The 22,811-nt window shown below is 70.4% G+C and carries 25 protein-coding genes, 1 pseudogene and 2 riboswitches; of the genes and pseudogenes, 17 read left to right on the top strand and 9 right to left on the bottom strand.

Features of this window, described 5'->3' with window-relative positions; translation table 11 throughout:
* Positions 1–184 precede the first annotated feature (184 nt).
* The 9 genes from ACZ5NH_RS23205 (at position 185) to ACZ5NH_RS23165 (ending at position 8,661) form a co-directional block, all read left to right on the top strand.
* Positions 185–1,408, top strand: coding sequence for a L,D-transpeptidase (locus ACZ5NH_RS23205; protein ID WP_468777722.1), 1,224 nt, complete (start codon positions 185–187; stop codon positions 1,406–1,408).
* A gap of 349 nt (positions 1,409–1,757) precedes the next feature.
* Complete coding sequence (locus ACZ5NH_RS23200) at positions 1,758–2,921, top strand: L,D-transpeptidase (protein WP_468777720.1); 1,164 nt, start codon at positions 1,758–1,760, stop codon at positions 2,919–2,921.
* 161 nt (positions 2,922–3,082) lie between these two features.
* Entirely contained in the window at positions 3,083–3,850 is a 768-nt protein-coding gene (locus ACZ5NH_RS23195; RefSeq protein WP_388628382.1) for an enoyl-CoA hydratase/isomerase family protein, read from the top strand.
* Positions 3,851–4,148: 298 nt separating this feature from the next.
* On the top strand, positions 4,149–4,652 hold the full coding sequence (locus ACZ5NH_RS23190) for an ATP-binding protein (protein ID WP_468777718.1): 504 nt from the start codon (positions 4,149–4,151) through the stop codon (positions 4,650–4,652).
* Between the two features lie 85 nt (positions 4,653–4,737).
* Positions 4,738–5,541, top strand: coding sequence for a polysaccharide deacetylase family protein (locus tag ACZ5NH_RS23185; protein ID WP_468777716.1), 804 nt, complete (start codon positions 4,738–4,740; stop codon positions 5,539–5,541).
* Positions 5,541–6,728 carry a YVTN family beta-propeller repeat protein gene (locus ACZ5NH_RS23180; RefSeq protein ID WP_388628373.1) on the top strand — a complete coding sequence of 396 codons (1,188 nt, stop codon included), beginning with the start codon at positions 5,541–5,543 and terminating at the stop codon, positions 6,726–6,728. Before ACZ5NH_RS23185 ends, ACZ5NH_RS23180 begins: the two co-directional genes overlap by 1 nt.
* A 77-nt stretch (positions 6,729–6,805) precedes the next feature.
* Positions 6,806–7,408, top strand: coding sequence for an ADP-ribosyltransferase (locus ACZ5NH_RS23175; protein WP_468777714.1), 603 nt, complete (start codon positions 6,806–6,808; stop codon positions 7,406–7,408).
* Between the two features lie 69 nt (positions 7,409–7,477).
* Complete coding sequence (locus tag ACZ5NH_RS23170; protein ID WP_468777712.1) at positions 7,478–8,389, top strand: helix-turn-helix domain-containing protein; 912 nt, start codon at positions 7,478–7,480, stop codon at positions 8,387–8,389.
* 59 nt (positions 8,390–8,448) lie between these two features.
* A complete protein-coding gene (locus tag ACZ5NH_RS23165; RefSeq protein WP_388628471.1) occupies positions 8,449–8,661 on the top strand; it encodes an EF-hand domain-containing protein in 213 nt (70 codons plus the stop codon).
* Between the two features lie 94 nt (positions 8,662–8,755).
* Here ACZ5NH_RS23165 and ACZ5NH_RS23160 read toward each other — a convergent pair.
* Positions 8,756–9,289, bottom strand: a pseudogene (locus tag ACZ5NH_RS23160) (alpha-isopropylmalate synthase regulatory domain-containing protein); the annotation flags it as partial.
* Positions 9,290–9,412: 123 nt separating this feature from the next.
* Here ACZ5NH_RS23160 and ACZ5NH_RS23155 point away from each other — a divergent pair.
* Entirely contained in the window at positions 9,413–10,075 is a 663-nt protein-coding gene (locus tag ACZ5NH_RS23155; protein ID WP_468777710.1) for an NADPH-dependent F420 reductase, read from the top strand.
* A gap of 11 nt (positions 10,076–10,086) precedes the next feature.
* On the opposite strand, the gene ACZ5NH_RS23150 is transcribed toward ACZ5NH_RS23155, so the two are convergent.
* Positions 10,087–10,641: a glycoside hydrolase family 25 protein gene (locus ACZ5NH_RS23150; protein WP_468777708.1), complete on the bottom strand. Its 555-nt coding sequence runs from the start codon at positions 10,639–10,641 to the stop codon at positions 10,087–10,089.
* A 36-nt stretch (positions 10,642–10,677) separates the two neighbouring features.
* A complete protein-coding gene (locus tag ACZ5NH_RS23145) occupies positions 10,678–11,715 on the bottom strand; it encodes a phosphatidylinositol-specific phospholipase C domain-containing protein (RefSeq protein WP_468777706.1) in 1,038 nt (345 codons plus the stop codon).
* Between the two features lie 153 nt (positions 11,716–11,868).
* Here ACZ5NH_RS23145 and ACZ5NH_RS23140 point away from each other — a divergent pair, with 153 nt between their 5' ends.
* Genes ACZ5NH_RS23140 through ACZ5NH_RS23130 form a run of 3 tightly spaced genes read left to right on the top strand, consistent with a single transcriptional unit; the run spans position 11,869 to position 13,275 of the window.
* Complete coding sequence (locus ACZ5NH_RS23140) at positions 11,869–12,048, top strand: ribbon-helix-helix domain-containing protein (RefSeq protein ID WP_055704477.1); 180 nt, start codon at positions 11,869–11,871, stop codon at positions 12,046–12,048.
* Position 12,049: 1 nt separating this feature from the next.
* Entirely contained in the window at positions 12,050–12,394 is a 345-nt protein-coding gene (locus tag ACZ5NH_RS23135) for a VOC family protein (RefSeq protein WP_468777704.1), read from the top strand.
* 20 nt (positions 12,395–12,414) lie between these two features.
* Entirely contained in the window at positions 12,415–13,275 is an 861-nt protein-coding gene (locus tag ACZ5NH_RS23130; protein ID WP_468777702.1) for a class I SAM-dependent methyltransferase, read from the top strand.
* 121 nt (positions 13,276–13,396) lie between these two features.
* Here the strand turns inward: ACZ5NH_RS23130 and ACZ5NH_RS23125 are convergent, their stop codons facing one another.
* From ACZ5NH_RS23125 to gcvT, 6 genes are all read right to left on the bottom strand, one after another.
* Positions 13,397–13,789: a type II toxin-antitoxin system VapC family toxin gene (locus ACZ5NH_RS23125; RefSeq protein WP_468777700.1), complete on the bottom strand. Its 393-nt coding sequence runs from the start codon at positions 13,787–13,789 to the stop codon at positions 13,397–13,399.
* Positions 13,786–14,058 carry a hypothetical protein gene (locus tag ACZ5NH_RS23120; RefSeq protein ID WP_468777698.1) on the bottom strand — a complete coding sequence of 91 codons (273 nt, stop codon included), beginning with the start codon at positions 14,056–14,058 and terminating at the stop codon, positions 13,786–13,788. The genes ACZ5NH_RS23125 and ACZ5NH_RS23120 overlap by 4 nt, the downstream gene beginning before the upstream one ends.
* Positions 14,059–14,183: 125 nt before the next feature.
* Positions 14,184–15,551, bottom strand: a complete 1,368-nt coding sequence (locus ACZ5NH_RS23115; RefSeq protein WP_388628343.1) for an L-serine ammonia-lyase — start codon at positions 15,549–15,551, stop codon at positions 14,184–14,186.
* An 82-nt stretch (positions 15,552–15,633) separates the two neighbouring features.
* On the bottom strand, positions 15,634–16,902 hold the full coding sequence (gene glyA, locus ACZ5NH_RS23110) for a serine hydroxymethyltransferase (RefSeq protein ID WP_450980477.1): 1,269 nt from the start codon (positions 16,900–16,902) through the stop codon (positions 15,634–15,636).
* A 14-nt stretch (positions 16,903–16,916) separates the two neighbouring features.
* Positions 16,917–17,294, bottom strand: coding sequence for a glycine cleavage system protein GcvH (gene gcvH, locus ACZ5NH_RS23105; protein WP_388628337.1), 378 nt, complete (start codon positions 17,292–17,294; stop codon positions 16,917–16,919).
* 109 nt (positions 17,295–17,403) lie between these two features.
* Positions 17,404–18,522, bottom strand: coding sequence for a glycine cleavage system aminomethyltransferase GcvT (gene gcvT, locus ACZ5NH_RS23100; protein WP_468777696.1), 1,119 nt, complete (start codon positions 18,520–18,522; stop codon positions 17,404–17,406).
* Positions 18,523–18,563: 41 nt separating this feature from the next.
* Positions 18,564–18,676: riboswitch (glycine riboswitch) on the bottom strand.
* Positions 18,677–18,773, bottom strand: a riboswitch (glycine riboswitch).
* Between the two features lie 161 nt (positions 18,774–18,934).
* On the opposite strand from gcvT, the gene ACZ5NH_RS23095 reads away from it, so the two are divergent.
* The 4 genes from ACZ5NH_RS23095 to ACZ5NH_RS23080 all read left to right on the top strand — a co-directional run bounded on the left by ACZ5NH_RS23095 (position 18,935) and on the right by ACZ5NH_RS23080 (position 22,791).
* Positions 18,935–19,591 (top strand): AAA family ATPase, encoded by a 657-nt coding sequence (locus ACZ5NH_RS23095; RefSeq protein WP_468777694.1) that lies wholly within the window; start codon positions 18,935–18,937, stop codon positions 19,589–19,591.
* Between the two features lie 66 nt (positions 19,592–19,657).
* Positions 19,658–20,449 carry an enhanced serine sensitivity protein SseB gene (locus ACZ5NH_RS23090; RefSeq protein ID WP_468777692.1) on the top strand — a complete coding sequence of 264 codons (792 nt, stop codon included), beginning with the start codon at positions 19,658–19,660 and terminating at the stop codon, positions 20,447–20,449.
* Positions 20,450–20,614: 165 nt separating this feature from the next.
* Positions 20,615–21,406 (top strand): enhanced serine sensitivity protein SseB C-terminal domain-containing protein, encoded by a 792-nt coding sequence (locus ACZ5NH_RS23085; RefSeq protein ID WP_468777690.1) that lies wholly within the window; start codon positions 20,615–20,617, stop codon positions 21,404–21,406.
* Between the two features lie 386 nt (positions 21,407–21,792).
* Positions 21,793–22,791 carry an ABC transporter permease gene (locus tag ACZ5NH_RS23080; protein ID WP_468777688.1) on the top strand — a complete coding sequence of 333 codons (999 nt, stop codon included), beginning with the start codon at positions 21,793–21,795 and terminating at the stop codon, positions 22,789–22,791.
* Positions 22,792–22,811 lie beyond the last annotated feature (20 nt).

Genomic DNA, 22,811 nt, shown 5'->3' with positions numbered 1-22,811 from the left:
CGCGACGGTCGGGGGCGCCCTCCGGATCGCGCTCGCACGTCCCTTCCAGCCGATCCGATCCAAGAGGGCGCCCCCTCCGGCGCGGGCGCGGCGGCTCCCCAGCGTGTCGTCCTTCCCTCTGTTCTGCCCAGTGCGTGCGTCGCACTCACGTTTCCCCGGAGCGGGCCCGGTCGTTGAGACCCGCGTGAGGCACGTACAAGGACGCGCGCGGCGCACGGGGGTCGCGCTGGCCGCCGTACTGACATCGGCGGCACTGCTGGCAGGATGCTCCTTCGGGAGCTCCGGAGCGCTCGGGCTGGGCGGAGCGCCCGGCAAACACCCGGCACCCGAGGACGTCATCCACGTCACCCCCGACGACGACAGCAAGGGCATCCGTCCCGACCAGCCGCTGCGGGTCGAGGTACCCGACGGGCGGCTGCAGAAGGTGACCGTCGTCAGGTCGCTGGACGCGCAGGACTCCCCGGTGCCCGGGCACATCGGCGCCGACGGCCGGACCTGGCAGCCGGACGGGGACCGGCTGGCGCTCGCCGCCAAGTACACCGTCGACGTCGTGGCGAAGGACGCGAACGGCCGCCGCTCGGCCCGGCACACCACCTTCGCCACGTTCGTCCCCGACCAGCGGTTCATCGGCTATGTCACCCCTGAGAACCGTGCCGTCGTCGGCACCGGCATGATCGTCTCGATCGACTTCAGCAGGGAGGTCACCGACCGGGCCGCCGTCGAACGCGCCGTCCGGGTCAGCGCGCGGCCCCCCGTCGAGATCCGCCCGCACTGGTTCGGCAACAGCCGTCTCGACTTCCGCCCCGAGCAGTATTGGAAGCCCGGCACCGAGGTCACCGTCGACCTGCACCTGCGGGACGTCCAAGGAGCGCCCGGCGTCTACGGGTTGCAGGACAAGACCTTCGTCTTCACCGTCGGCCGCAGCCAGGTCTCGCTGGTCGACGCGGCCAGGCACATCATGCAGGTGCGCCGGGACGGCCGGCTGCTCGCCACCGTGCCGATCACCGCGGGCGCCCCGCAGAACCCCACGTACAACGGCAAGATGGTGGTGATGGACATGCTGGACGTCACCCGTATGAACAGCCGCACGGTCGGCTTCGGCGGGGAGTACGACATCCCCGACGTCCCGCACGCCATGAGGCTCACCGACTCCGGCACCTTCGTGCACGGCAACTACTGGTCGCCGGGGGCCCCCGGGCGGATCAACGTCAGCCACGGCTGCGTGGGCCTCAGGGACGTCAAGGGCGGCAGTTCGGCCACCCCCGCCGGCTGGTTCTTCGACCGCAGTCTCGTCGGTGACGTCATCGAAGTGGTGGGCAGCACGGAGAAGACCGTCGCACCCGACAACGGCCTCGGCGGGTGGAACATGAGCTGGAATGAGTGGAAAGCGGGCAGCGCGGTGAAGTAACCAGGTGAGGGGCTCGGTTTCGGGCGGCGGTGCGGGCGGAAGTTGCGACGGAACGGTGACATTCGCCTGACACCCCGCTCAAAACCACGCGGTTAATATGCGCGCACCAATGTGGTGGGGAGCGGGCCTGGGCCAGGCCCGGCGAGGGGAGACCAACTTGAATACGCGGCCTATATCGGGGGCGTCGGTGGCGGGGGCGGGGAGTGAGCCGCAGGGGCGAGCCGGTGTCGGAAGGCCGACCGCGCGGAGGCCCGAAGGGGTGAGCACGGTCGGCCTCCCGACACCGGCTGGAGCGCCCCGGAGGCGAACGACCGACAAGAGGGGGCGAGGCCGTAGGGGGCTGGCGCTCATGTCCGGCGCCCTGGTGCTCGCGCTCGCGGCGTGCGGCGGGGGAGGCGGGAAGGGTTCGGACGGCAAGGCCAAGGACTCCAGCACCCAGCAGGGCAAGCAGCAGTCCACCGCCGCCGTCACCATATCGCCGAAGTCCGGTGCCACCGGCGTCGACACCAGCGGCGTGCTGAAGGTGAGTGTCGCCAAGGGCAAGCTGACCGAGGTCACCGTCAAGGACGCCAAGGGCGCCACGGTCGCCGGCAGCGTCACCGGCGGGGGCGCGTCCTGGACGCCGTCGACCCATCTGGCCGCCTCCACCAAGTACACCGTGCACGCGGTCGCCAAGGACTCCGAGGGCCGCGAGGCCGCCGAGGACGCCACCTTCACCACCCTGACCCCGAAGAACACCTTCCTCGGCTACTTCACCCCCGAGGACGGCTCCACCGTCGGCGTCGGCATGCCGTTCTCCGTCAACTTCACCCGGGGCATCACGAACCCGCGGGCCGTCGAGAAGGCCATCAGGATCAGGACCGAGCCGGCCGTCGACGTCGAGGGCCACTGGTTCGGCAACGACCGCCTGGACTTCCGCCCCCAGCAGTACTGGAAGGAAGGCACCAAGGTCACCGTCGACTTCGACCTCGACGGGGTCGAGGGCCGCGCCGGCGTCTACGGCGAGCAGCACAAGACGATCAAGTTCACCATCGGCCGCAACCAGGTCTCCGTCGTGGACGCCAAGAAGCACACGATGAAGGTCACCCAGGACGGGAAGGTCATCAGGACCATCCCGGTCACCACCGGCAAGCCCGGCTACGACACCTGGAACGGCCAGATGGTCATCAGCGAGAAGCTGACGGTCACCCGCATGAACGGCGAGACGGTCGGCTACGGCGGCGAGTACGACATCAAGGACGTCCCGCACGCCATGCGCCTGACCACCTCCGGCACCTTCCTGCACGGCAACTACTGGGGCGGTGACGCCTTCGGCAACTACAACGCCAGCCACGGCTGCGTCGGCCTGCGCGACGTGCGCGGGGGCTACGACGGCTCCACCCCGGCGGCCTGGATGTTCGACCACTCGATCATCGGCGACGTGGTCATCGTGAAGAACGCCCACGACCGGACGGTGGACCCGTCGAACGGGCTCAACGGCTGGAACATGTCGTGGGCGGACTGGACGAAGTAGACCGTCACCGACGTACGGACCCGGTGCTGTGAGGTACGGCACCGGGTCCGTCGCCGTTAGTGCCCGTGCTGTGCCTGCCTGGGGGACAACCCCCAGACCCCCGGCCGAATGTGATCGACCGCACCGGACCGGTTGCCGTTAGTGCCCGTTAACCTGCCTCCATGACCGTGAATCTCGAAGTCGCCGAAGGCGTCGGAACCCTGCGTCTCGACCGGCCGCCGATGAACGCGCTGGACGTCGCCACCCAGGACCGGCTCAAGGAGCTCGCCGAGGAGGCCACGCGCCGCGACGACGTGCGCGCCGTGGTGATCTACGGCGGCGAGCGGGTGTTCGCGGCGGGCGCGGACATCAAGGAGATGCAGAACATGGACCACACCGCGATGGTCCTGCGCGCCCGCGCCCTGCAGGACTCCTTCACCGCCGTGGCCCGCATCCCCAAGCCCGTCGTCGCCGCCATCACCGGCTACGCCCTCGGCGGCGGCTGCGAACTCGCCCTGTGCGCCGACTACCGCATCGCCGCCGAGAACGCCAAGCTCGGCCAGCCCGAGATCCTGCTCGGCCTGATCCCGGGCGCCGGCGGCACCCAGCGGCTGCCCCGGCTGGTCGGACCGTCCAAGGCCAAGGACCTCATCTTCACGGGCCGTCAGGTCAAGGCCGACGAGGCCCTCGCGATCGGCCTGGTGGACCGGGTCGTCCCGGCCGCCGAGGTGTACGAGCAGGCGCACGCCTGGGCCGCGAAGCTCGCCCAGGGCCCGGCGATCGCCCTGCGCGCGGCGAAGGAGTCCGTCGACACCGGCCTCGAGACCGACATCGACACCGGCCTCGCCGTCGAACGGAACTGGTTCGCGGGCCTGTTCGCCACCGAGGACCGCGAGACCGGCATGCGCAGCTTCGTGGAGGAGGGCCCCGGCAAGGCCAAGTTCCGCTGAGCGTCAGCGGTGTGAACTTCCCGGTAACTCCTCTGGGGGCCCTTGCAATTGACTCGGCGTCTCATCCGGGTCCCTCGATGGGGCGGTTTATGGGAGCCTTAAGGCAACCTTAAGCCTGCCTCGTCGGGGAGCCGGACGATTGCCCCAAAGTGAGCCGTCTTCGCAGGTCAACCGGGCTGTACCGGCGAGTGACATGTCGTTGGCATATGACAGTCGCTCGGCGGAGAACGGGGGCGTGCAAGGGGGGTATTCCGCCGGAACGGCCCCCAAGACGGCTCCGGGCCGCCATCATGGGGGCATGGCGGGGCTGGAGGGCATCGAACAGCCGCGGGGACACAGCCGTGCGGCCGCGGCGCGCTGGTCGCCCGCGGTCGAGGACGAACGGGCGCTCGAGGCGCTCGAACTGTTCGGCAACCCGACGGAGGTGGAGGTGCCGCTGCCGTCCCGCCCGGAGTCCGCGGCGACCGCCCGCCGGCTCGCCCAGGTCGTGGTGCTGCGCACCTGGCGACTCACCCCCAAGCTGACCGAGGACGCCGTCTTACTCGTGTCCGAACTCGTCGGCAACGCCGTACGGCACACCGGCGCCCGGGTCTTCGGCCTGCGGATGCGCCGCCGCCCCGGCTGGATCCGGGTGGAGGTCCGCGACCCCTCGCGCGGCCTGCCCTGTCTGATGCCCGTCCAGGAGATGGACGTCAGCGGCCGGGGCCTCTTCCTCGTGGACAAGCTCTCCGACCGGTGGGGCGTGGACCTGCTGCCGAGGGGCAAGACGACCTGGTTCGAGATGCGGGTGGCCGACAGGTAGCGAGGGGATGTCATTCGCCCTACCGCGACCCGAAATAGTCCCTCTTTCGGGGCAATCTACGGTTTTCTTACCTGACGCCCCTTAAATGGTGCGGGTGACCACCACCAACCGACGCGGGGTGCTGCGCGCGGGCGCCGGGCTCGTCGCCGGCGGCGCGCTCGCCGCCGGTTGCGGCGCAGGCCAGGCCGCCCCGCCCCACGCCCCGGACTCAGCCTCCCCCTCCGGCACCCCCTCCGGCCACCGCGCGGCCCGTGCGCACCCGGCCCCCGCCCCCCGCGCCTACCCACGTCAGCCCGCCCAGATCACCCACGGCCCGCGCACCCGCCCCCAGGTCGCCCTCACCTTCCACGGCCAGGGCGACCCCGGCCTCGCCCACTCCCTGCTCGACACGGCCGAGCAGCACGGCGCCCGGCTCACCGTGCTCGCCGTCGGCACGTGGCTGGACGAACACCCCGACATCGCCCGCCGGATCCTCGACGGCGGCCACGACCTCGGCAACCACACCCAACGGCACATCTCCATCAACGACATGGCCGAGGCGGACGCCCGCAAGGAGATCACCGACTGCGCGGACCGGCTGAAGCGGCTCACCGGTTCCATCGGCACCTGGTTCCGCCCCTCCCGCTCGCCGACCGCCTCCCCGCTCGTCGCGCGGCTCGCCCGCGCCGCCGGGTATCCGCACGTGCTGTCGTACGAGGTCGACTCGCTCGACTACACCCGGCCTGGCGCCGCCGCCGTCACCCGCAAGGTTCTCGCCGAAGTGCGCAGCGGGTCGGTGGTGAGCCTGCACTTCGGGTACCCGGACACGGTCGCCGCCCTGCCCGCCCTCCTCCACGAACTCGACCGCCGCGCGCTGCACGCGGTCACCACCACGGAGCTGCTGAGCTGATGCGAACCACCAAAGCCGCCCGGCTGCTGGCCGCCGGTGCCGCCCTCACCGCCCTGACGCTGCTGTCCGCGTGCAGTTCGGAGTCACAGCACCACACGGGCGACGCCTTGCTCAGCAAGGCCCCGGCCCAGCCCGGCAACGGCAGGCGGCAGATGAACATGCTGCCCGGGATGCCCCCGGTGCAGGACCCGAAGGACCTCTACTCCGCGGACCGTCCGAACCAACTCTCCCCGGTCGTCAGGGACTTCCCGTCCCGGGTGTACGTCCCCAACACCAACTCCGACACCGTCACCGTCATCGACCCGGAGACCTACAAGGTCATCGACACGATCCCGGTCGGCCACCAGCCGCAGCACGTCGTGCCGTCCTGGGACCTGAAGACCCTCTGGGTCAACAACGACCTCGGCAACAGCCTCACCCCCATCGACCCGAAGACCGGCAAGGCCGGCAAGCCGGTCGCCGTGCACGACCCGTACAACCTGTACTTCACGCCGGACGGCAAGTACGCCGTCGTCATGGCCTCCAGAGACCGCCAGCTGGTCTTCCGCGACGCGCACACCATGAAGGTCGTCAAGGCCGTGCCGGTCAGCTGCTACGGCGTCAACCACGCCGACTTCTCCCCGGACGGCCGCTACTTCATCGTCTCCTGCGAGTTCAGCGGCGAGATCCTCAAGGTCGACACCGCGAAGATGAAGGTCGTCCGCCAGGAGCGGCTGCCGTACGAGGGCGCGATGCCGCAGGACGTCAAGATCTCCCCGGACGGCAAGCTGTTCTACATCGCCGACATGGTGGCGAACGGTCTGTGGATCCTCGACGGCGACAAGTTCACCAAGCCCCGCTTCCTCTACACCGGCAAGGGCGCCCACGGCCTCTACGTCAGCCGCGACTCCCGCGAGATGTACATCTCCAACCGCGGCGAGGGCACCATCTCCCTCTTCGACTTCACCAAGAAGCGGCTCACCAAGAAGTGGCATCTGCCCGGCGGCGGCAGCCCCGACATGGGCGGTGTCTCCGCCGACGGCAAGGTGCTGTGGCTGTCCGGCCGCTACAACGCCGAGGTGTACGCCATCGACACGCAGACCGGCAAGGAACTGGCCCGCATCAAGGTCGGCAGCGGCCCGCACGGCCTCGCCGTCTACCCGCAGCCGGGCCGCTACTCGCTCGGGCACACCGGCATCTTCCGCTGACCGCACGGCAGTTGGACACGCCGACGATCGGGTGATGATCCGCGCGCGACACCCGTTCAACCGACATCGTGCTGCGCATGATCATCACCCGTCTGCGGCGCCGCACCGCCGCCGTCCTGTCCCTCGGCGCCGTCCTCGCCACCACGGCCGCCACCGCCCCCGCGACCCCCGTCCCGGCCCGGGCCGCGAGGGTGCCCGCCTGTCCCCAGTTCGAGGACAGGCTCAAGGCCGCCGCCGACCGGAACGTGGACCTCGGCCGGATCACCCCGGCACCGGCCTGGCGCACCACCTGCGGCACGCTCTACCGCAGCGACAGCCGCGGCCCGGCGACCGTCTTCGAGCAGGGCTTCCACCCCAAGGACGTGGTGAACGGCCAGTACGACATCGAGCAGTACGTCCTGGTCAACCAGCCGTCCCCGTACGTGTCGACGACGTACGACCACGACCTGTACAAGACCTGGTACAAGTCGGGCTACAACTACTACATCGACGCCCCGGGCGGCATCGACGTCAACAAGACCATCGGCGACACCCACAAGTGGGCCGAGCAGGTCGAGGTCGCCTTCCCCGGCGGCGTCGCCCGGCAGTACGTCATCGGCGTCTGTCCGGTCGACAAGAGGACCAAGGTGGAGATCATGAGCGACTGCGAGAGCAATCCGTACTACCAGCCCTGGCACTGACGGCCGGGGAGCGGGACCGCGGGTCCGCTCCTTGAGTCTCCACCCACTGGAAGGCCCAGACTCGCCGACATGACCGAACACGGCACCGGACTTCTCACCATCGGCGAGCTGGCCCGGGCCGCCGGGCTGACCGTACGCACCATCCGCTACTGGTCCGACGAGGGCGTCCTCACCCCGGTGACCCGGTCCACCGGCGGCTACCGGCTCTACGACAGCGCCGCCGCAGCCCGCCTGGAGCTGATCCGCACCCTGCGCGAGCTGGGGCTCGGCCTGGACGACGTACGCAAGGTGCTGGCCGAGGAGCGCACGGTCGCCGAGGTCGCGGCCACCCACGTCGCCGCCCTGGACGCGCAGATCCGGTCGCTGAAGGTGACCCGCGCGGTGCTGTCGACGGTCGCCCGACGAGGCTCGACGGCACAGGAGGCGACTCTCATGAACAAACTGGCGCGGCTGTCGGCCGCGGAGCGGCAGCGGATCGTGGACGACTTCGTGGAGGAGATCTTCCACGGGCTCGACACCGCCGACCCCTGGATTCGGGAGCGCACCCGGACCCTCGGCGTGGCGCTGCCGGACGACCCCACCCCGGCGCAGGTCGACGCCTGGGTGGAGCTGGCGGAACTGCTGCAGAACCCGGACTTCCGGGCCGCGATGCGCCGGATGATCGAGTTCAACGCCGCCGACCGCACCCCGGACACCCCGGCCGGCGCCTCGGCGATGTTCTTCAAGCGGCTGGTCGAACTGGTCGGCGCCGCGCGGGAACGCGGAGTGCCCCCGCGGTCACCCGAGGCGGACGCGGTCCTGACCGAACTGCTCGGCGCGGACACCGACCGCGCGGCCGTGCTCCGCCGTATCGACCTCGGCAACGAGGTCGCCCGCTACCGGGAGTTGGCCGCCGTGATCAAGGGCGAGCAGGAGCCCCCGAGGTTCCAGGAGGAGTTCGGCTGGGTGGTCGCGGCGCTGAAGGCCTGGCCGGGCCGTTAATCTGACCAGCGTCAGTACGCCAGCACGGCATGAGAAACACGACCAAAAGGGGCGGATCGGTGGCGGACATCGAGGAAGCACGCAAGCAGTTCCAGCGGATCGACGCGGACGGTGACGGATTCATCACCGCCGCGGAGTTCAAGTCCGCCCTGGCCCAGGAGGGTGACTGGAACGTCACGGAGACGGTCGCCGAGGCCATCATCAAGCAGCGGGACCTCAACGGCGACAAGGTCCTGTCGTTCGACGAGTTCTGGGCGTACCTCAACAAGTGACGTGCCCAGGGGGCCCTCACCGCGGTGAGGGCCCCTTCGCCGTGACCGGGCCCCGGGGAGGCTCACGGCAGCGCCGGACACCCGGCGGCGGAGGTCACCCCGGGCCCCGGTTCACCGCGGACAGCACCGCCCGCACCGAGGCCGCGAGCGCCGAGCCGTCCCGCCCGGCACCCCACAGGACCTCGTCGCCGACCCGGCAGCGGGCGTAGGCGACCACGTCACCGTCCACGTCCGCCTGCTCGACCACGTCCAGCACCTCCACCGCGCACCCCGCGCCCGCGAGCGCGTCCGCGAAGGCCGTCAGCGGGCCGCCGCCGGTGCCTTCGTGGTCGCCTGCGTGGCCGTCCGCCCGGGTCAGCGTGCAGACGAACCGGTGCGCCCCGGCGGCGTCCCGGTGGGTGGACCAGGCGGCGACCCCGATCTCGCCCTCCGTCAGACAGACCGCCCGGAACAGCTCGTACAGCTCCTTCGGAGTGGCCTCCCGCCCGCTGACGTCCGTCGCCTCCTGCACGATCCGCGAGAACTCCGGCCGCATGCCCGGCGGCAGGTCCAGACCCGCGTGCGTGCGCAGCAGATACGCCACCCCGCCCTTGCCCGACTGGGAGTTGACGCGGATGACCGCCTCGTACGCGGCATGGGGCTGGGGCGCTGGGGCTTGATCGGCGCAAGGACGGAATAGCACCCGCGCCCAAGGGGTTGTCGCCACCGGCAGACGCATGCGCACGCATACAATCATCCCGGAGGGACTGTCATGAAGATCGGCATCATCGGCGCGGGGAACATCGGCGGCAACCTCACCCGGCGGCTCACCGCCCTCGGTCACGAGGTGTCCGTGGCCAACTCCCGCGGCCCCGAGACGCTCAAGGAACTGGCCGAGGAGACCGGAGCGACCGCGGTCCGGGCCGAGGACGCGGCCAAGGGCGCCGAGGTGGTGGTCGTCACCGTCCCCCTCAAGGCGGTCCCGAACCTCCCCTCCGGCCTGCTGGACGGAGCCGCCGAGGGCGTGGCCGTGATCGACACCGGAAACTACTACCCGCGCGAGCGCGACGGCCGGATCGCCGGCATCGAGGACGAGGGCCGCACCGAGAGCCGCTGGACCGAGCACCACCTCGGCCACCCGGTGATCAAGGCCTTCAACGGCACCTACGCCCAGGACATCCTGGACCGCCCCCGCCCCGCCGGCGACCCCGAGCGCATCGCCCTGCCGGTGGCCGGCGACGACGCGGCGGCCAAGGCGAAGGTCCGGGCCCTGATCGACGAGCTGGGCTTCGACACGGTCGACGCGGGCGGCATCGACGACTCCTGGCGCCAGCAGCCCGGCACCCCCGTCTACGGCCTCCGCGCCGACGTGGAAGGAGTGAAGAAGGCCCTCACGGCGGCCTCCCCGGAACGCCCGGCGGAATTCCGGGGCTGAACTGCGCGGTCCTAGGGCGTGGCCCACTCCTTCAGCGCGGCCTTGCTGGGGAAGTCGGCCACGTCCTTGTCGTGCGGGGTGCTGGTGTACTGGTGGAACCGCCACTTGGCCTTGATGCGGGGGTGGCCGGCGGTGACGTAGTCGGCGATCCAGAGACCGTCGCCGGCGTACGAGGTCGTGTCGACCGTCAACCAGTAGTTCCTGTTCGTATAGAGAACGACCCGGTTGTGGGGCCGTAACTCCTTCAGCGTGCGGATGAAGTGGTCCTTCTCCCCGTTGCTCGCGTGAGTGCCGTCGCCCGTGGTCTCCCAGTCGACCGCCAGGAGGTCGCCGGCGCGTTCCGGGGCGTGCTGGACGAAGTACTCGGCCTGGGCGGTGACGTTGCCGGGCCACAGGAAGTGGTAGAAGCCCACGACCAGTCCGGCGTCGCGGCCCCTCTTGGCCTGGGCGGTGAGGCGGGGATTGACGTACGAACGGCCCTCCGTCGCCTTGATGAAGACGAAGGAGAGACCGGCCGTGTCGTACGCGGAGGACTGGAAGGCGCTTACGTCGATGCCGTGCAGCATGTAGGGGTTGTGCCCCCTGCGCCCGCATCCGGAACCTCAGCTTCGGGCGGTCACCTCGCTCAGCACCGAAGCGGACTTCGCCGACCAGTCGGAGGTGATGATGCTCGCGTGGTCCTTGGCCAGCAGGTCCAGCCGGGCGGCGACTTCGGCGTCCGTCGGGTCGGTGGAGGAGATGGCGGGGGAGACGTTGTAGGCGTCGGTCATGATCGAGATGTAGTGGTTCGTGGAGTAGAACGACGTGTCGTAGCCGTTGTTGACGTACGTCGCCGCGTCACCGTCGAAGAACACGAACCAGGGGCGGATCGAGGTGTCGGAGGTCCAGCGGGTCGCGCGCGGGTCGCCGTTCGCCGCGCCCAGCACCGCGGGGAAGGCCTCGGCCTGCGAGATGTTCCCGGCCGCGTGCAGGTCGCGCAGGTGGTCGCCGTACTCCTGGTCCGTCCAGTAGTGGTCGAAGGGGTTGTTCATCTCCACGGTGCCGGGGATCACCTCGAAGATGAACTTGCCCTTGAGCGAGTCGCGGCTGGGCCAGGCGTTGGCCTTGGCGGCCGCGTCCAGCGTGCCGTAGGTGCCGCCCAGCAGGTCGGCCGGCTTGTACACGCTGCTGCCGAGCTTCTGGTTGATCAGCGTGTCGAACTCGTCCGGACCGAGCCCGGCGTTGTTGTTGAAGCCGACCTTCATCTCGATCTTGAAGACGATCGGCGGGTGGCCGGGGTGGAGCTGGTTCCAGGCCGCGATGTTGTCCAGGCAGCTGCCGAAGTCCTGGTTGCGGTTCTTGCTGTACAGCTCGCTCGGGGTCTTCGCCGCCTCGCAGTTGTTGTCGTCGCCCAGCGGATTGCTGTGGCTGACCCGCCAGCGGTGGCTGAGGCTGTCCACGTACACGTCCAGCTCCAGCAGCGAGGCGCCGGAGTCCAGCGCCTGTGCGAAGTAGGTGTACTTGGCCTTGTCGTACGCGTTGTGCGTGCCGATCGCCGTCGTCTCGGAGAACTTCGGCTCCGCCGCGTGGGCGTTGCCCGGCCCCACCATCAGCAGGGCACCGGCACCCACGAGCGCCGCCAGCCGTCTCACCGCACCCATTGCTCAACTCCCCTTTGTCGTCACTGAGTTGGCGGCAGCGTAGGAGCAAGCAGTTACTGCGCGGTAGCCCCCGGAGGAACATCAGCCACTCTCCGGCCGGCGCGGTGTCCGTCACCGCTGGCGGCTAGATTGCTAGCATGCTAGTCTCGAGGCGTGGGTGATGAGGAAGTCAAGCAGTTCAACGTGTACCTGCCGATCGGACTGATCAAGCAGGTCAAGTACCGCGCCATCGAGTCGGGCATGTCCTTGTCGGCACTGGTCGCAGAAGCACTGCGCGCCTACCTCGACGACGCCCATGGGCAGGAACAGCAGTCGACCGAGAAGGAGAGCTGACATGGCGACCAAGGGCATCGAGGCCGTCTTCCTGGAGACGCACAACTGGGGCAGGGCGGCGAAGTTCTTCCAGGCGCTCGGTTACGACCTGGAGTTCGCGACCGACCACAACTCCGGCCAGTTCCGGTGCGGCGACGGGCCGTACGTGTTCATCGCCGAGGTCCCCGAGGACCGCGAGCCGCGGACGCAGATCGTGCTGAAGGTGCCGGACGCGGACGCGTTCCGCGCCGACCCCGCCGTCGAGGTGGTCACGCCCTTCGAGGACACCCACTTCGGGACCCGGATGATGACGGTCCGCGACCCGGACGGGCGGCTGTGGAGCCTCCAGGCCCCCGCGGCGAAGTGACGGGAACGGGGAGCAGCACCGTGACCGACGAGCGAACCGGAACGCCGGACAACACCGCGGTGCGGTGTGCCCTGTGGCGGGCGATGCACGTCCGGGTCGATCCGCCGCCCCACGTCCTGGAGGACGAGATCGGGCTGCGGCTCGTGGACCCCGGTGACGGCTGGCGCGACCGCCCGGACATGGACCCGGAGGCCACCCGCGGATTCCGGGCCGCCATGGTGGCCCGCGCCCGCTTCATCGAGGACCTGGTCGCCGAGCAGGCGGACCGGGGCGTCGACCAGTACGTCCTCCTCGGCGCCGGCCTCGACACCTTCGCCCAGCGCAGTCCTCGGACCGCGTCCCGGGTGCACGTCTTCGAGGTCGACCAGCCCGGCACGCAGAACTTCAAGCGCCGGCGCCTCGCCGAACTCGGCTATGGCATCCCCGACCGGCTGCACCTGGTGCCGGTCGACTTCGAGACGAGCGCCGGGAGTTGGCCGGAGCAGCTCACAGCGGCGGGATTCGACCCCGGCCGCCCGGCGGTCGTCGCCTCCTCCGGCGTCACGATGTACCTCACCAAGGAGGCCACGGCGGCCACCCTGCGCCAGATCGCGGGGTTCGCCCCCGGCTCGACCCTCGCCATGACCTTCCTGCTGCCGGAGGACCTGGTGGACGAGCGCGACCGGGCCGGCCTCAAGGCGAGCGCGGCGGGCGCCCGGGCATCCGGCACGCCGTTCCTCAGCTTCTACACCCCGGACGAGATGCTGACCCTGGCCCGCGAGGCCGGCTTCAGGGAGGCCCACCACGTCCCGGGCGCCTCACACGCCCATCGCTACTTCACCGCCCGCACCGACGGCCTGCGCCCGTCGACCGGAGAGGACCTGCTGCTGGCCCGGACCTGACGCCATCCGGGGCGGTCAGTCGTGTCAGGGCACGTCCGGGAAAGTGTGTGAGGCGCAGCTGGTGCCCTCGGTGCTACCGGCGGTCCGGACGGTGCGGAAAGACAGCGCACTTCGCACTGCGTCAGATCTCGACCATACGTACGCCGGTGCCGCACAGCTTCAAGAGGTCCTCGGGGTCCGACGTGAGGACGGTGACGGGGGAGGGGGAGGCCAGTGCGGTGGCGGCGACGATGGCGTCCAGGGCGTATTTGTGGCCGTGCAGCCCGGCTGCGGCGAGGAGCTTGCCGGCGTGGCGGGAGATGGCCTCGGTGGACGGTATGACGTTCACGCGGGAGACGGCGTAGTCGAAGCGGGCCTGGTTGGTCTTGGGGTCGCGAGCCTCGACGAGGGTGACGGAGCCGGTGACGACGCGGACATCCGCTGCCTCGGCGGCGGCCAGCCACTCGGTGAGTTCGGGTGTGCGCCGTAGGAGTTTCGACAGGCCCTCGCAGTCCAGGACGAGGGTGCCGCTCACGCGGCGTCCGCCGAGCCCGCGTTGTCACCGTGCAAGACGGCTCGCTTCGCCTCGACCGCCGCCTGGTCCACGGGGCCGTGTTCGGCTTCGGCGTCTTCGATGAGCTCGCGCAGCCGGTCGCGCTCCAACTGGCGCTGGATGAGGGCCTCGACGTAGGCGGACATGCCTCGCTTGCCGGTACGCGCTTTGAGGGCTGCGATGGTGCCTTCGTGGAGCGAGACGGAGACCGGGCGGACGGGCCCTTCGCCGGGAGCCGGGGAGGTAGCCATGCGGCGAGTTTGACAAGACTCTTGTTATTGGGTTGAGGCGATTCAGCCGGGACCTCTCCGCCGCGTGACAAGAGAACGGCCCCGACAGCGCTGAAAAAAGAACGCGCAGGTCAGGGCCCATCCCCTCAGCACTCGATGATGTTGACCGCCAAGCCGCCCCGCGCCGTCTCCTTGTACTTCACGGACATGTCCGCGCCGGTGTCCTTCATGGTCTTGATGACCTTGTCCAGGGACACCTTGTGGGAGCCGTCGCCGCGCATGGCCATCTTCGCCGCCGTGACCGCCTTCACCGCGGCCATGCCGTTGCGCTCGATGCACGGGATCTGGACCAGGCCGCCGACCGGGTCGCAGGTCAGGCCGAGGTTGTGCTCCATGCCGATCTCGGCGGCGTTCTCCACCTGCTCCGGGGAGCCGCCGAGGACCTCGGCCAGTGCGCCCGCGGCCATCGAGCAGGCGGAGCCGACCTCGCCCTGGCAGCCGACCTCGGCGCCGGAGATCGAGGCGTTCTCCTTGAAGAGCATGCCGATCGCGCCCGCGGCCAGCAGGAAGCGGACCACTCCGTCCTCGTCGGCGCCGGGGACGAAGTTGATGTAGTAGTGCAGGACCGCCGGGATGATGCCGGCCGCGCCGTTCGTGGGCGCGGTGACGACCCGGCCGCCCGCCGCGTTCTCCTCGTTCACCGCCATGGCGTAGAGCGTGATCCACTCCATGGCGTGGGCCAGCGGGTCGCCCTCGGCGCGCAGCTGGCGGGCGGAGACGGCCGCGCGGCGGCGCACCTTCAGGCCACCGGGCAGGATGCCCTCGCGGGACATGCCGCGCCGGACGCACTCGCGCATCACCCGCCAGATCTCCAGCAGGCCCGCGCGGATCTCCTCCTCCGTGCGCCAGGACCGCTCGTTCTCCAGCATCAGGGAGGAGATCGACAGGCCGGTCTCCTTCGTCAGGCGGAGCAGCTCGTCGCCGGTGCGGAAGGGGTACTTCAGGACCGTGTCGTCCAGCTTGATCCGGTCCGCGCCGACCGCCTCCTCGTCCACGACGAAGCCGCCGCCGACCGAGTAGTACGTCTTCGACAGCAGCTCCGCGCCGGAGGCGTCGTACGCCCACAGCGTCATGCCGTTGGCGTGGTACGGCAGGGCCTTGCGGCGGTGCAGCACGAGATCCTTGTCGAAGGAGAAGGGGATCTCGTGCTCGCCGAGGAGGCTGATCCGGCCCGCGGCCTTGATCGCCTCCACGCGCGCGTCCGCCGTCTCCACGTCCACCGTGCGCGGCGAGTCGCCGGTCAGGCCGAGCAGGACGGCCTTCGGGGTGCCGTGGCCGTGCCCGGTCGCGCCCAGGGAGCCGTACAGCTCCGTCCGGACGGTGGCGGCCTTTTCCAGCAGCCCTTCGTTGCGCAGGCGGCGGGCGAACATCCGCGCCGCACGCATCGGGCCGACCGTGTGGGAGCTGGACGGGCCGATGCCGATCGAGAACAGGTCGAAGACCGAGATGGCCACGGTCACTCCTCAAGACAGGGGGTGGCGGGGCACCCTCCGGGATCTCCGTCGGGCGCCCCACCGGGGACTTACTTGTCCGGGTCTACTTGTTCAGGCCCGGGTACAGCGGGTGCTTGTCGGCGAGCGCCTTCACGCGCGCCTTGAGGGCCTCCGCGTCGTAGGACGGCTTCAGCGCCTCGGCGATCACGTCCGCGACCTCGGCGAAGTCCTCGGCCGTGAAGCCGCGGGTGGCGAGGGCGGGCGTACCGATCCGCAGGCCCGACGTCACCATCGGGGGACGCGGGTCGTTCGGGACCGCGTTGCGGTTGACCGTGATGCCGACCTCGTGGAGGCGGTCCTCGGCCTGCTGGCCGTCCAGCTCGGACTCGCGCAGGTCGACCAGGATCAGGTGCACGTCCGTGCCGCCGGACAGCACGTTCACCCCGGCCTCGCGCGCGTCCGCCGCCGTCAGGCGCTCGGCGAGGATGCGGGCACCCTCCACGGTACGACGCTGGCGCTCCTTGAACTCCTCCGAGGCGGCGACCTTGAAGGACACGGCCTTCGCCGCGATCACGTGCTCCAGGGGACCGCCCTGGAAGCCCGGGAAGACGGAGGAGTTCAGCTTCTTCGCGAAGTCCTTGCCGCGGGCGAGGATGATGCCGCCGCGCGGACCGCCGAGCGTCTTGTGCGTGGTGGAGGTCACCACGTCGGCGTAGGGCACCGGGTTGGCGTGCAGACCGGCCGCGACCAGGCCCGCGAAGTGCGCCATGTCGACCCACAGGTAGGCCTCGACCTCGTCCGCGATCCGGCGGAACTCCGCGAAGTCCAGCTCGCGCGGGTACGCCGACCAGCCCGCGATGATCACCTTCGGGCGGTGCTCCTTGGCGAGCCGCTCGACCTCGGCCATGTCGACCAGGCCGGTTGCGGCGTCCACGTGGTAGGCGACCACGTTGAACTGCTTGCCGGAGAAGTTCAGGCGCATGCCGTGGGTCAGGTGGCCGCCGTGCGCGAGGTCCAGGCCGAGGATGGTGTCCCCGGGCTGGGCGAGGGCGAACAGGGCCGCCTGGTTGGCGGAGGCGCCGGAGTGGGGCTGGACGTTGGCGTACTCGGCGCCGAACAGCTCCTTGATCCGGTCGATGGCGATCTGCTCGGCGACGTCGACGTGCTCGCAGCCGCCGTAGTAGCGGCGGCCCGGGTAGCCCTCGGCGTACTTGTTGGTGAGGACGGAGCCCTGCGCCTCCATCACCGCGAGCGGCGCGAAGTTCTCGGAGGCGATCATCTCCAGCGTGGACTGCTGGCGGCCGAGCTCGGCGTCGACCGCGGCGGCGATCTCCGGGTCCAGCTCGTGCAGGGACGTGTTCAGGACGGTCATACGGCTACGACTCCTCAGCCGGCGGTCTCGGCGGTGTACTCGTCGGCGGAGAGCAGGTCGGCCGGCTCCTCCGCGACGCGCACCTTGAACAGCCAGCCGCCCTCGAAGGGGGCCGAGTTCACCAGCGACGGGTCGTTGACGACGTCGTCGTTGACCTCGGTGACCTCACCGGTGACCGGCGAGTACAGGTCGGAGACCGACTTGGTCGACTCCAGCTCGCCGCAGGTCTCGCCCGCGGTCACGGTGGAGCCGACCTCGGGGAGCTGGGCGTAGACCACATCGCCGAGCGCGTTGGCCGCGAACTCGGTGATGCCGACCGTCGACACGCCGTCCTCGGCGGGCGACAGCCACTCGTGCTCCTTGCTGTAGCGCAGCTGCTGGGGGTTGCTCATGGCCTGAATTCTCCTGTACGCACGGGAGTGCTGATGAAGGGGGGACTGCTGAGACCGCTGGTGAGCAGCGGAAACGTGCGCTGGGTCACACAGTGACCGCGCCCAGTGTCTACTTCTGGCGCTTGTAGAAGGGCAGCGCCACGACCTCGTACGGCTCGTGACTGCCCCGGATGTCCACGCCGACGCCCTCGGTGCCCGGCGCCGCGTGCGCCGCGTCGACGTAGGCCATGGCGATCGGCTTGCCCAGGGTGGGGGAGGGGGCGCCGGAGGTGACCTCGCCGATCACCTCGCCGCCGGCGACGACGGCGTACCCGGCGCGCGGCACCCGGCGGCCCTCGGCGATCAGCCCGACGAGGACGCGCGGCGGGTTGGCCTCGGCCCTGGCGGCGGCCTCGGTGAGCGCCTCGCGCCCCACGAAGTCGCCCTCCTTCTCGAACTTCACCACCCGCCCCAGCCCGGCGTCGAAGGGGGTGAGCGAGGTGGTCAGCTCGTGCCCGTACAGCGGCATGCCCGCCTCCAGGCGCAGGGTGTCCCGGCAGGACAGGCCGCACGGGACCAGGCCGACGCCCTCGCCGGCCTTGGTCAGCGCCTGCCACAGCTCGACCGCGTGCTCGGGCTTCACGAACAGCTCGAAGCCGTCCTCGCCGGTGTACCCGGTGCGGGCGATCAGTGCCGGGACGCCGGCGACCGTGCCGGGCAGGCCGGCGTAGTACTTGAGGCCGTCGAGGTCGGCGTCGGTGAGGGACTTCAGGATGCCGGGGGACTCCGGGCCCTGGACGGCGATCAGAGCGTAGGCGTCCCGGTCGTCGCGGACATCGGCGTCGAAGCCGGCGGCGCGCTCGGTCAGCGCGTCCAGCACCACCTGGGCGTTGGAGGCGTTGGCGACGACCATGTACTCGGTCTCGGCGAGCCGGTAGACGATCAGGTCGTCCAGGATGCCGCCGTCGGCCTGGCAGATCATGGTGTAGCGGGCGCGGCCCACGCCGACGGAGGCGATGTTGCCGACCAGCGCGAAGTTCAGGAAGGCGGCCGCCCCGTCGCCGGTGACGGTGATCTCGCCCATGTGGGAGAGGTCGAAGAGACCCGCCTTCGTCCGCACGGCGATGTGCTCGTCGCGCTCGGAGCCGTAGCGCAGCGGCATGTCCCAGCCGGCGAAGTCGGTCATCGTCGCACCGAGCGAGCGATGCAGGGCATCGAGCGCGGTGTGACGGAGTTCGGTACTGCTCATCGGTCGGTCGTCTCCCAGGAAGCAGGACGGGCGAGGAACGTTCCTCCCCATCTGTCATCGGAACCTGAGAGGTTCGCCACGACCGCCACGGGGACGATCACGGCTTGCACCTTGGGTGGAGCCACTGACGCAGCGGCCCGCTTTTCAGATGTGCCTCGCCCGCGCGGTAACGGGGCCTGAGAGATTCAAGGGAGGGACTTGCTCCTTCGGCGCCCCAGCGAAGCTGCTGGGAACTCTCCCGCGCGGATTCAAGCGGCCGGTATGCAGTTGGCGGCCACATCATCGCATGGCGAGCGGGCTTTTGTAACCGACCTGTGGCAGGACGCGGACCCCGCCGACGACATCGTCCATTACCTTCTCTTTGCACAGTCGGGGAATGAAGATTACCGGCCGACAGGGGAGGACGATCACGGTGAACAGGACCCCGGTGTACGCCACCGCCACCGCCACCGCCACCACCGGCATCGCGGTGCCGAGGCAGCGTCCCGCCCCGGCCCCGGTCGTCCGGGACCTGCGGGACCGGGCCGGCCGCGGCCCGCACGCCCTGGCCTTCGGCCCCCGCGACCTCGCCGTGATCACCGGCCTGCCCGGCAGCGGCAAGTCGACCCTGATGCGGCGCGCGGTCACCGGCCCCCGCATCGACTCCCAGGACACCCGCGACCGCTGGGCGGCCCGCCTGCCGGCCTTCCTCCCCTACACCCTCTACCGCCCCCTGGTCCGCCTCGCCCACTACGCCGGCCTGCGCCACGCCCTGCGCACCGGCGAGGGCGTCGTCGTGCACGACTGCGGCACCCAGTCCTGGGTGCGCGCCTGGCTCGCCCGGGAGGCCCGCCGCCGCGGCGGCACCCTCCATCTGCTCCTGCTCGACGTCACCCCCGAGACCGCGCGCGAGGGCCAGCGCGAGCGCGGCCGGGGCGTCTCCGGGTACGCCTTCCGCCGCCACCGCCGCACCACCGCCCGGCTGCTGGACGCGGTCGAGCGCGGCGAGCTGCCCGCGGGCTGTGGTGCGGCCGTGCTGCTGGACCGGCCGGCGGCAAACGCCCTGCGGCGGATCGCCTTCACGAGGTGAGGCACTGTCACAGCCACCCGCTAGCCTTCATGGTCACAGCAGTGGTTCCCAGCAGGCGGTAGGCAGATGGACTTCCCGGCGGACATTCCCGCGGACTTCCCGGCACAGGCGCACCCCCAGCCGCACGGCGGCTGGCCAGGCAACGAGCTGGAGGAGGTGCTCTCGGCCTCCCTCGGCATACCCGCCGCGGCCGGCCGGATCATCGAGGTGCTGGGCCGGAGCCTGCTCTGGATTCCGCTGCCGAGCGGCGGCGGCCCCGACAGCGGCCCGCTCGACCTGCCCACGCTGGACATCGGCGGCCAGGCGTACGTCCCGGTGTTCAGCTCCGAGGAGCAGCTGCGCCAGGCGGCCGGCTCCCACATGCCGTACACCATCGCCCCGGCCGTGGAGTTCGCCCGCGGCCTGCCCGCGCAGATCGGCATCGCGGTGAACCCCGACGCCCTGGTCGGCATCCCGCTTCCGCCTGCGGCGGTGGCCGAGCTGTGCCGCATCGGCCGTACCCCGCTCGACGGCCCGAACACCGGCGCCCGGGTCCGCCTCTTCGAGCCGGACTGGCAGGACGACCCGGTCGACTTCCTCTCCGCCGCGTCCGCCGAGTTCGCCGAGACCGGCGTGGTCCGCACCGCCCGCCGCTGCCTGGCCGCCATAGAGACGGACGAGCCGGTGATGTTCGTGGGCGTCGAACTCTCCCAGTGGGAGGGCGACCTGCGCGCCCTGCCCCTCCAGGCCCTGGGCCGGGCCCTCGGCAAAGTCCCGGTCAAGTGGCCGGTCAACCTGGTCCTCCTGGACGTGACGGACGACCCGGTGGCCGAATGGCTGAGGTCGCACGTCCGGCCCTTCTACCAGTACGGCCACTGAGCCGGCCCAGGGACGCGGGGCCGTAGGCCGTATCGGCATGCGGCTCCGCCGCGTGGCCGCGATCACCACCCGCGCACCCGTACCCGCGCACGGACCCAAGGCCCCGAGCTACCGGGCGCATAAGCTGTCTCCCAACACCGGGGCACAAAAAGAAGGGCACGACAGGTGAGCGCGAGCCACAGCGGCAGCGTCGGCGTGGAACACACGCTGCGCCAGGTCACCCCCGGCCGCTACGACGCCTACGAAGCCCTGCTCCGTGCCCTCGCCACCCCCTCCTCCGGCCAGATCTGGATGCTCCTGTGGCACGGCCAGGCCGGCTCCCCGGACGCCCAGTACGGGAACATGGAGGTCGACGGCTTCCAGTACGCCCCCTGTGTCACCTCCGCCCAGGAGCTCTCCGCCAGCGGCTGGAACCGGTCGTACGAGGTCGTCGACGGACTCGACGTGGCCCGCACCCTCTACCCCGACCACTACGGTCTCTGGCTCAACCCGCACGCCCCGGGCGGCGGCGTCGGCATCCCCTGGCTGGACCTGCGCCGCATCGCCACGGGCCTGGACCGCCAGCCCGCGGGCCCGCTCCGGCTGACCGAACCCGGCATCGCGATCCCGCAGTTCTACGCCCTGCTCGCGCAGAACGCGCACCGCACCCCGGCCCTGCGCTCCCTGCGCCGCGCCTGGGTGCAGCCGGCGCTCGGCGCGCCCTACCTCGCCATCGGCCTGGACGTGTACGACACCTCCCCGGCCGCGGTCGACTCGGTGCGCGCGATGATGCAGCAGTCCGTCGGCGCCGTCCCGGAGGGCCTGCCGGTGTCGACGGTCGCCATGACCGACGACTACGACCCGGTCGTGATGTGGATGCGGGTCAACGCCCGCCCGTTCTACGACCGCGAGGCCCACGCGGCACCGGCGCCCGCGCCCGACCCCGGATACGGGTACACGAGCCCGAGGCCCTACTGACCACCGGCCCGATGTGACGCCGGTCACGATGGCGGGTCCGGCGGCCTCGATCGGTCTCAACTGCCCTGTTTGCGCGCCCGAATAGGGCCGGTACGCCCCCTGATGTCCACGTCCGGCAGGCGATCTTCCCTGTTCGGATAACGGAATCCCCTAGGCGGCATCACGTTTACGCATACTTTCTCCATCAGGCCTGGCGCGTGATCGAGAGCGCGTTGAAGACTCGCCTCTCAAGACGCGAGGCCATCGATCCTGTGATCGAACCAATCACGGGAACGGCTGGCTCTCTGGGCCGTCACCCACGTGCGGCCGGCGCAGGTAAGTGAACCAAGCCGCCCACAGCGGCGGACAAAGGCCGGTCACCACCGGCGAGAGGGGTCAGGTCAACTGTGACCGCACCGATCGAGACCACCGGGGCAGAGGCCGGAGCGCCTCCCGAGTCTGTGCTCGCCGGGGCCAAGAAGAGCCAGATCGAAGGGCGTTCACTCAGCCAGATCGCCTGGACCCGGTTCAAGCGGGACAAGGTGGCCGTGGCGGGCGGCGTCGTCGTCATTCTGCTCGTGCTGATGGCGGTGCTCGCCAAGCCGATCGAGTGGATCTTCGGGCTCGATCCGGACAAGTTCAACCAGGACCTCATCGACCCGGCGCTCCTCGCGCCCAAGGGCGGCTTCGGCGGCATGAGCTGGGCCCACCCGCTGGGCGTGGACCCGCAGTACGGCCGCGACATGCTCGCCCGCATCATCGACGGCTCCTGGGTCTCCCTCCTGGTCGCCGGTGGCGCCACCCTCCTCTCGGTGGTCATCGGCGCCGTACTCGGCGTTGTCGCCGGCTACTACGGCGGCTGGGTCGACAGCATCATCAGCAAGCTCATGGACACCTTCCTGGCGTTCCCGCTGCTGCTGTTCGCCATCGCCATCTCGGCCTCCGTGCAGGACGGCTTCTTCGGGCTCAACGGTCTGCCGCTGCGGATCTCCGTGCTGATCTTCGTGATCGGCTTCTTCAGCTGGCCGTACATCGGGCGTATCGTGCGCGCTCAGACGATGACCCTGCGCAGGCGGGAATTCGTCGAGGCCGCCACCAGCCTGGGAGCCCGCGGCCCGTACATCCTGTTCCGGGAACTGCTCCCCAACCTCGTCGCGCCGATCCTCGTCTACTCGACGCTGATCATCCCGACGAACATCCTCTTCGAGGCCGCGCTGAGCTTCCTCGGAGTCGGCATCGCACCGCCGCAGGCCTCCTGGGGCGGCATGCTCAGCAACGCCGTGGATCTCTACACCGCAGATCCGCAGTACATGTTCGTGCCCGGACTGGCGATCTTCATCACCGTCCTGGCATTCAACCTGCTGGGTGACGGGCTGCGTGACGCGCTCGACCCTCGCAGCAAGTGATCCATCGATAGAGGGGATCT

This window comes from Streptomyces sp. NPDC031426 (assembly GCF_055581585.1).
The sequence above is the reverse complement of the archived record's forward strand: the minus strand, read 5'-3'. Positions and strand labels throughout refer to the sequence as shown.

Coding starts and splice junctions, on each gene's coding strand:
- ACZ5NH_RS23185 (WP_468777716.1), top strand. CDS start 4,738: ATGGTGCGGGTGACCACCACCAACCGACGCGGGGTGCTGCGCGCGGGC.
- ACZ5NH_RS23195 (WP_388628382.1), top strand. CDS start 3,083: ATGACCGTGAATCTCGAAGTCGCCGAAGGCGTCGGAACCCTGCGTCTC.
- ACZ5NH_RS23135 (WP_468777704.1), top strand. CDS start 12,050: ATGGCGACCAAGGGCATCGAGGCCGTCTTCCTGGAGACGCACAACTGG.
- gcvT (WP_468777696.1), bottom strand. CDS start 18,522: ATGAGCAGTACCGAACTCCGTCACACCGCGCTCGATGCCCTGCATCGC.
- ACZ5NH_RS23175 (WP_468777714.1), top strand. CDS start 6,806: ATGATCATCACCCGTCTGCGGCGCCGCACCGCCGCCGTCCTGTCCCTC.
- ACZ5NH_RS23200 (WP_468777720.1), top strand. CDS start 1,758: ATGTCCGGCGCCCTGGTGCTCGCGCTCGCGGCGTGCGGCGGGGGAGGC.
- ACZ5NH_RS23180 (WP_388628373.1), top strand. CDS start 5,541: ATGCGAACCACCAAAGCCGCCCGGCTGCTGGCCGCCGGTGCCGCCCTC.
- ACZ5NH_RS23190 (WP_468777718.1), top strand. CDS start 4,149: ATGGCGGGGCTGGAGGGCATCGAACAGCCGCGGGGACACAGCCGTGCG.
- ACZ5NH_RS23155 (WP_468777710.1), top strand. CDS start 9,413: ATGAAGATCGGCATCATCGGCGCGGGGAACATCGGCGGCAACCTCACC.
- ACZ5NH_RS23120 (WP_468777698.1), bottom strand. CDS start 14,058: ATGGCTACCTCCCCGGCTCCCGGCGAAGGGCCCGTCCGCCCGGTCTCC.
- ACZ5NH_RS23170 (WP_468777712.1), top strand. CDS start 7,478: ATGACCGAACACGGCACCGGACTTCTCACCATCGGCGAGCTGGCCCGG.
- ACZ5NH_RS23145 (WP_468777706.1), bottom strand. CDS start 11,715: ATGGGTGCGGTGAGACGGCTGGCGGCGCTCGTGGGTGCCGGTGCCCTG.
- ACZ5NH_RS23150 (WP_468777708.1), bottom strand. CDS start 10,641: ATGCTGCACGGCATCGACGTAAGCGCCTTCCAGTCCTCCGCGTACGAC.
- glyA (WP_450980477.1), bottom strand. CDS start 16,902: ATGACCGTCCTGAACACGTCCCTGCACGAGCTGGACCCGGAGATCGCC.
- ACZ5NH_RS23090 (WP_468777692.1), top strand. CDS start 19,658: ATGGACTTCCCGGCGGACATTCCCGCGGACTTCCCGGCACAGGCGCAC.
- gcvH (WP_388628337.1), bottom strand. CDS start 17,294: ATGAGCAACCCCCAGCAGCTGCGCTACAGCAAGGAGCACGAGTGGCTG.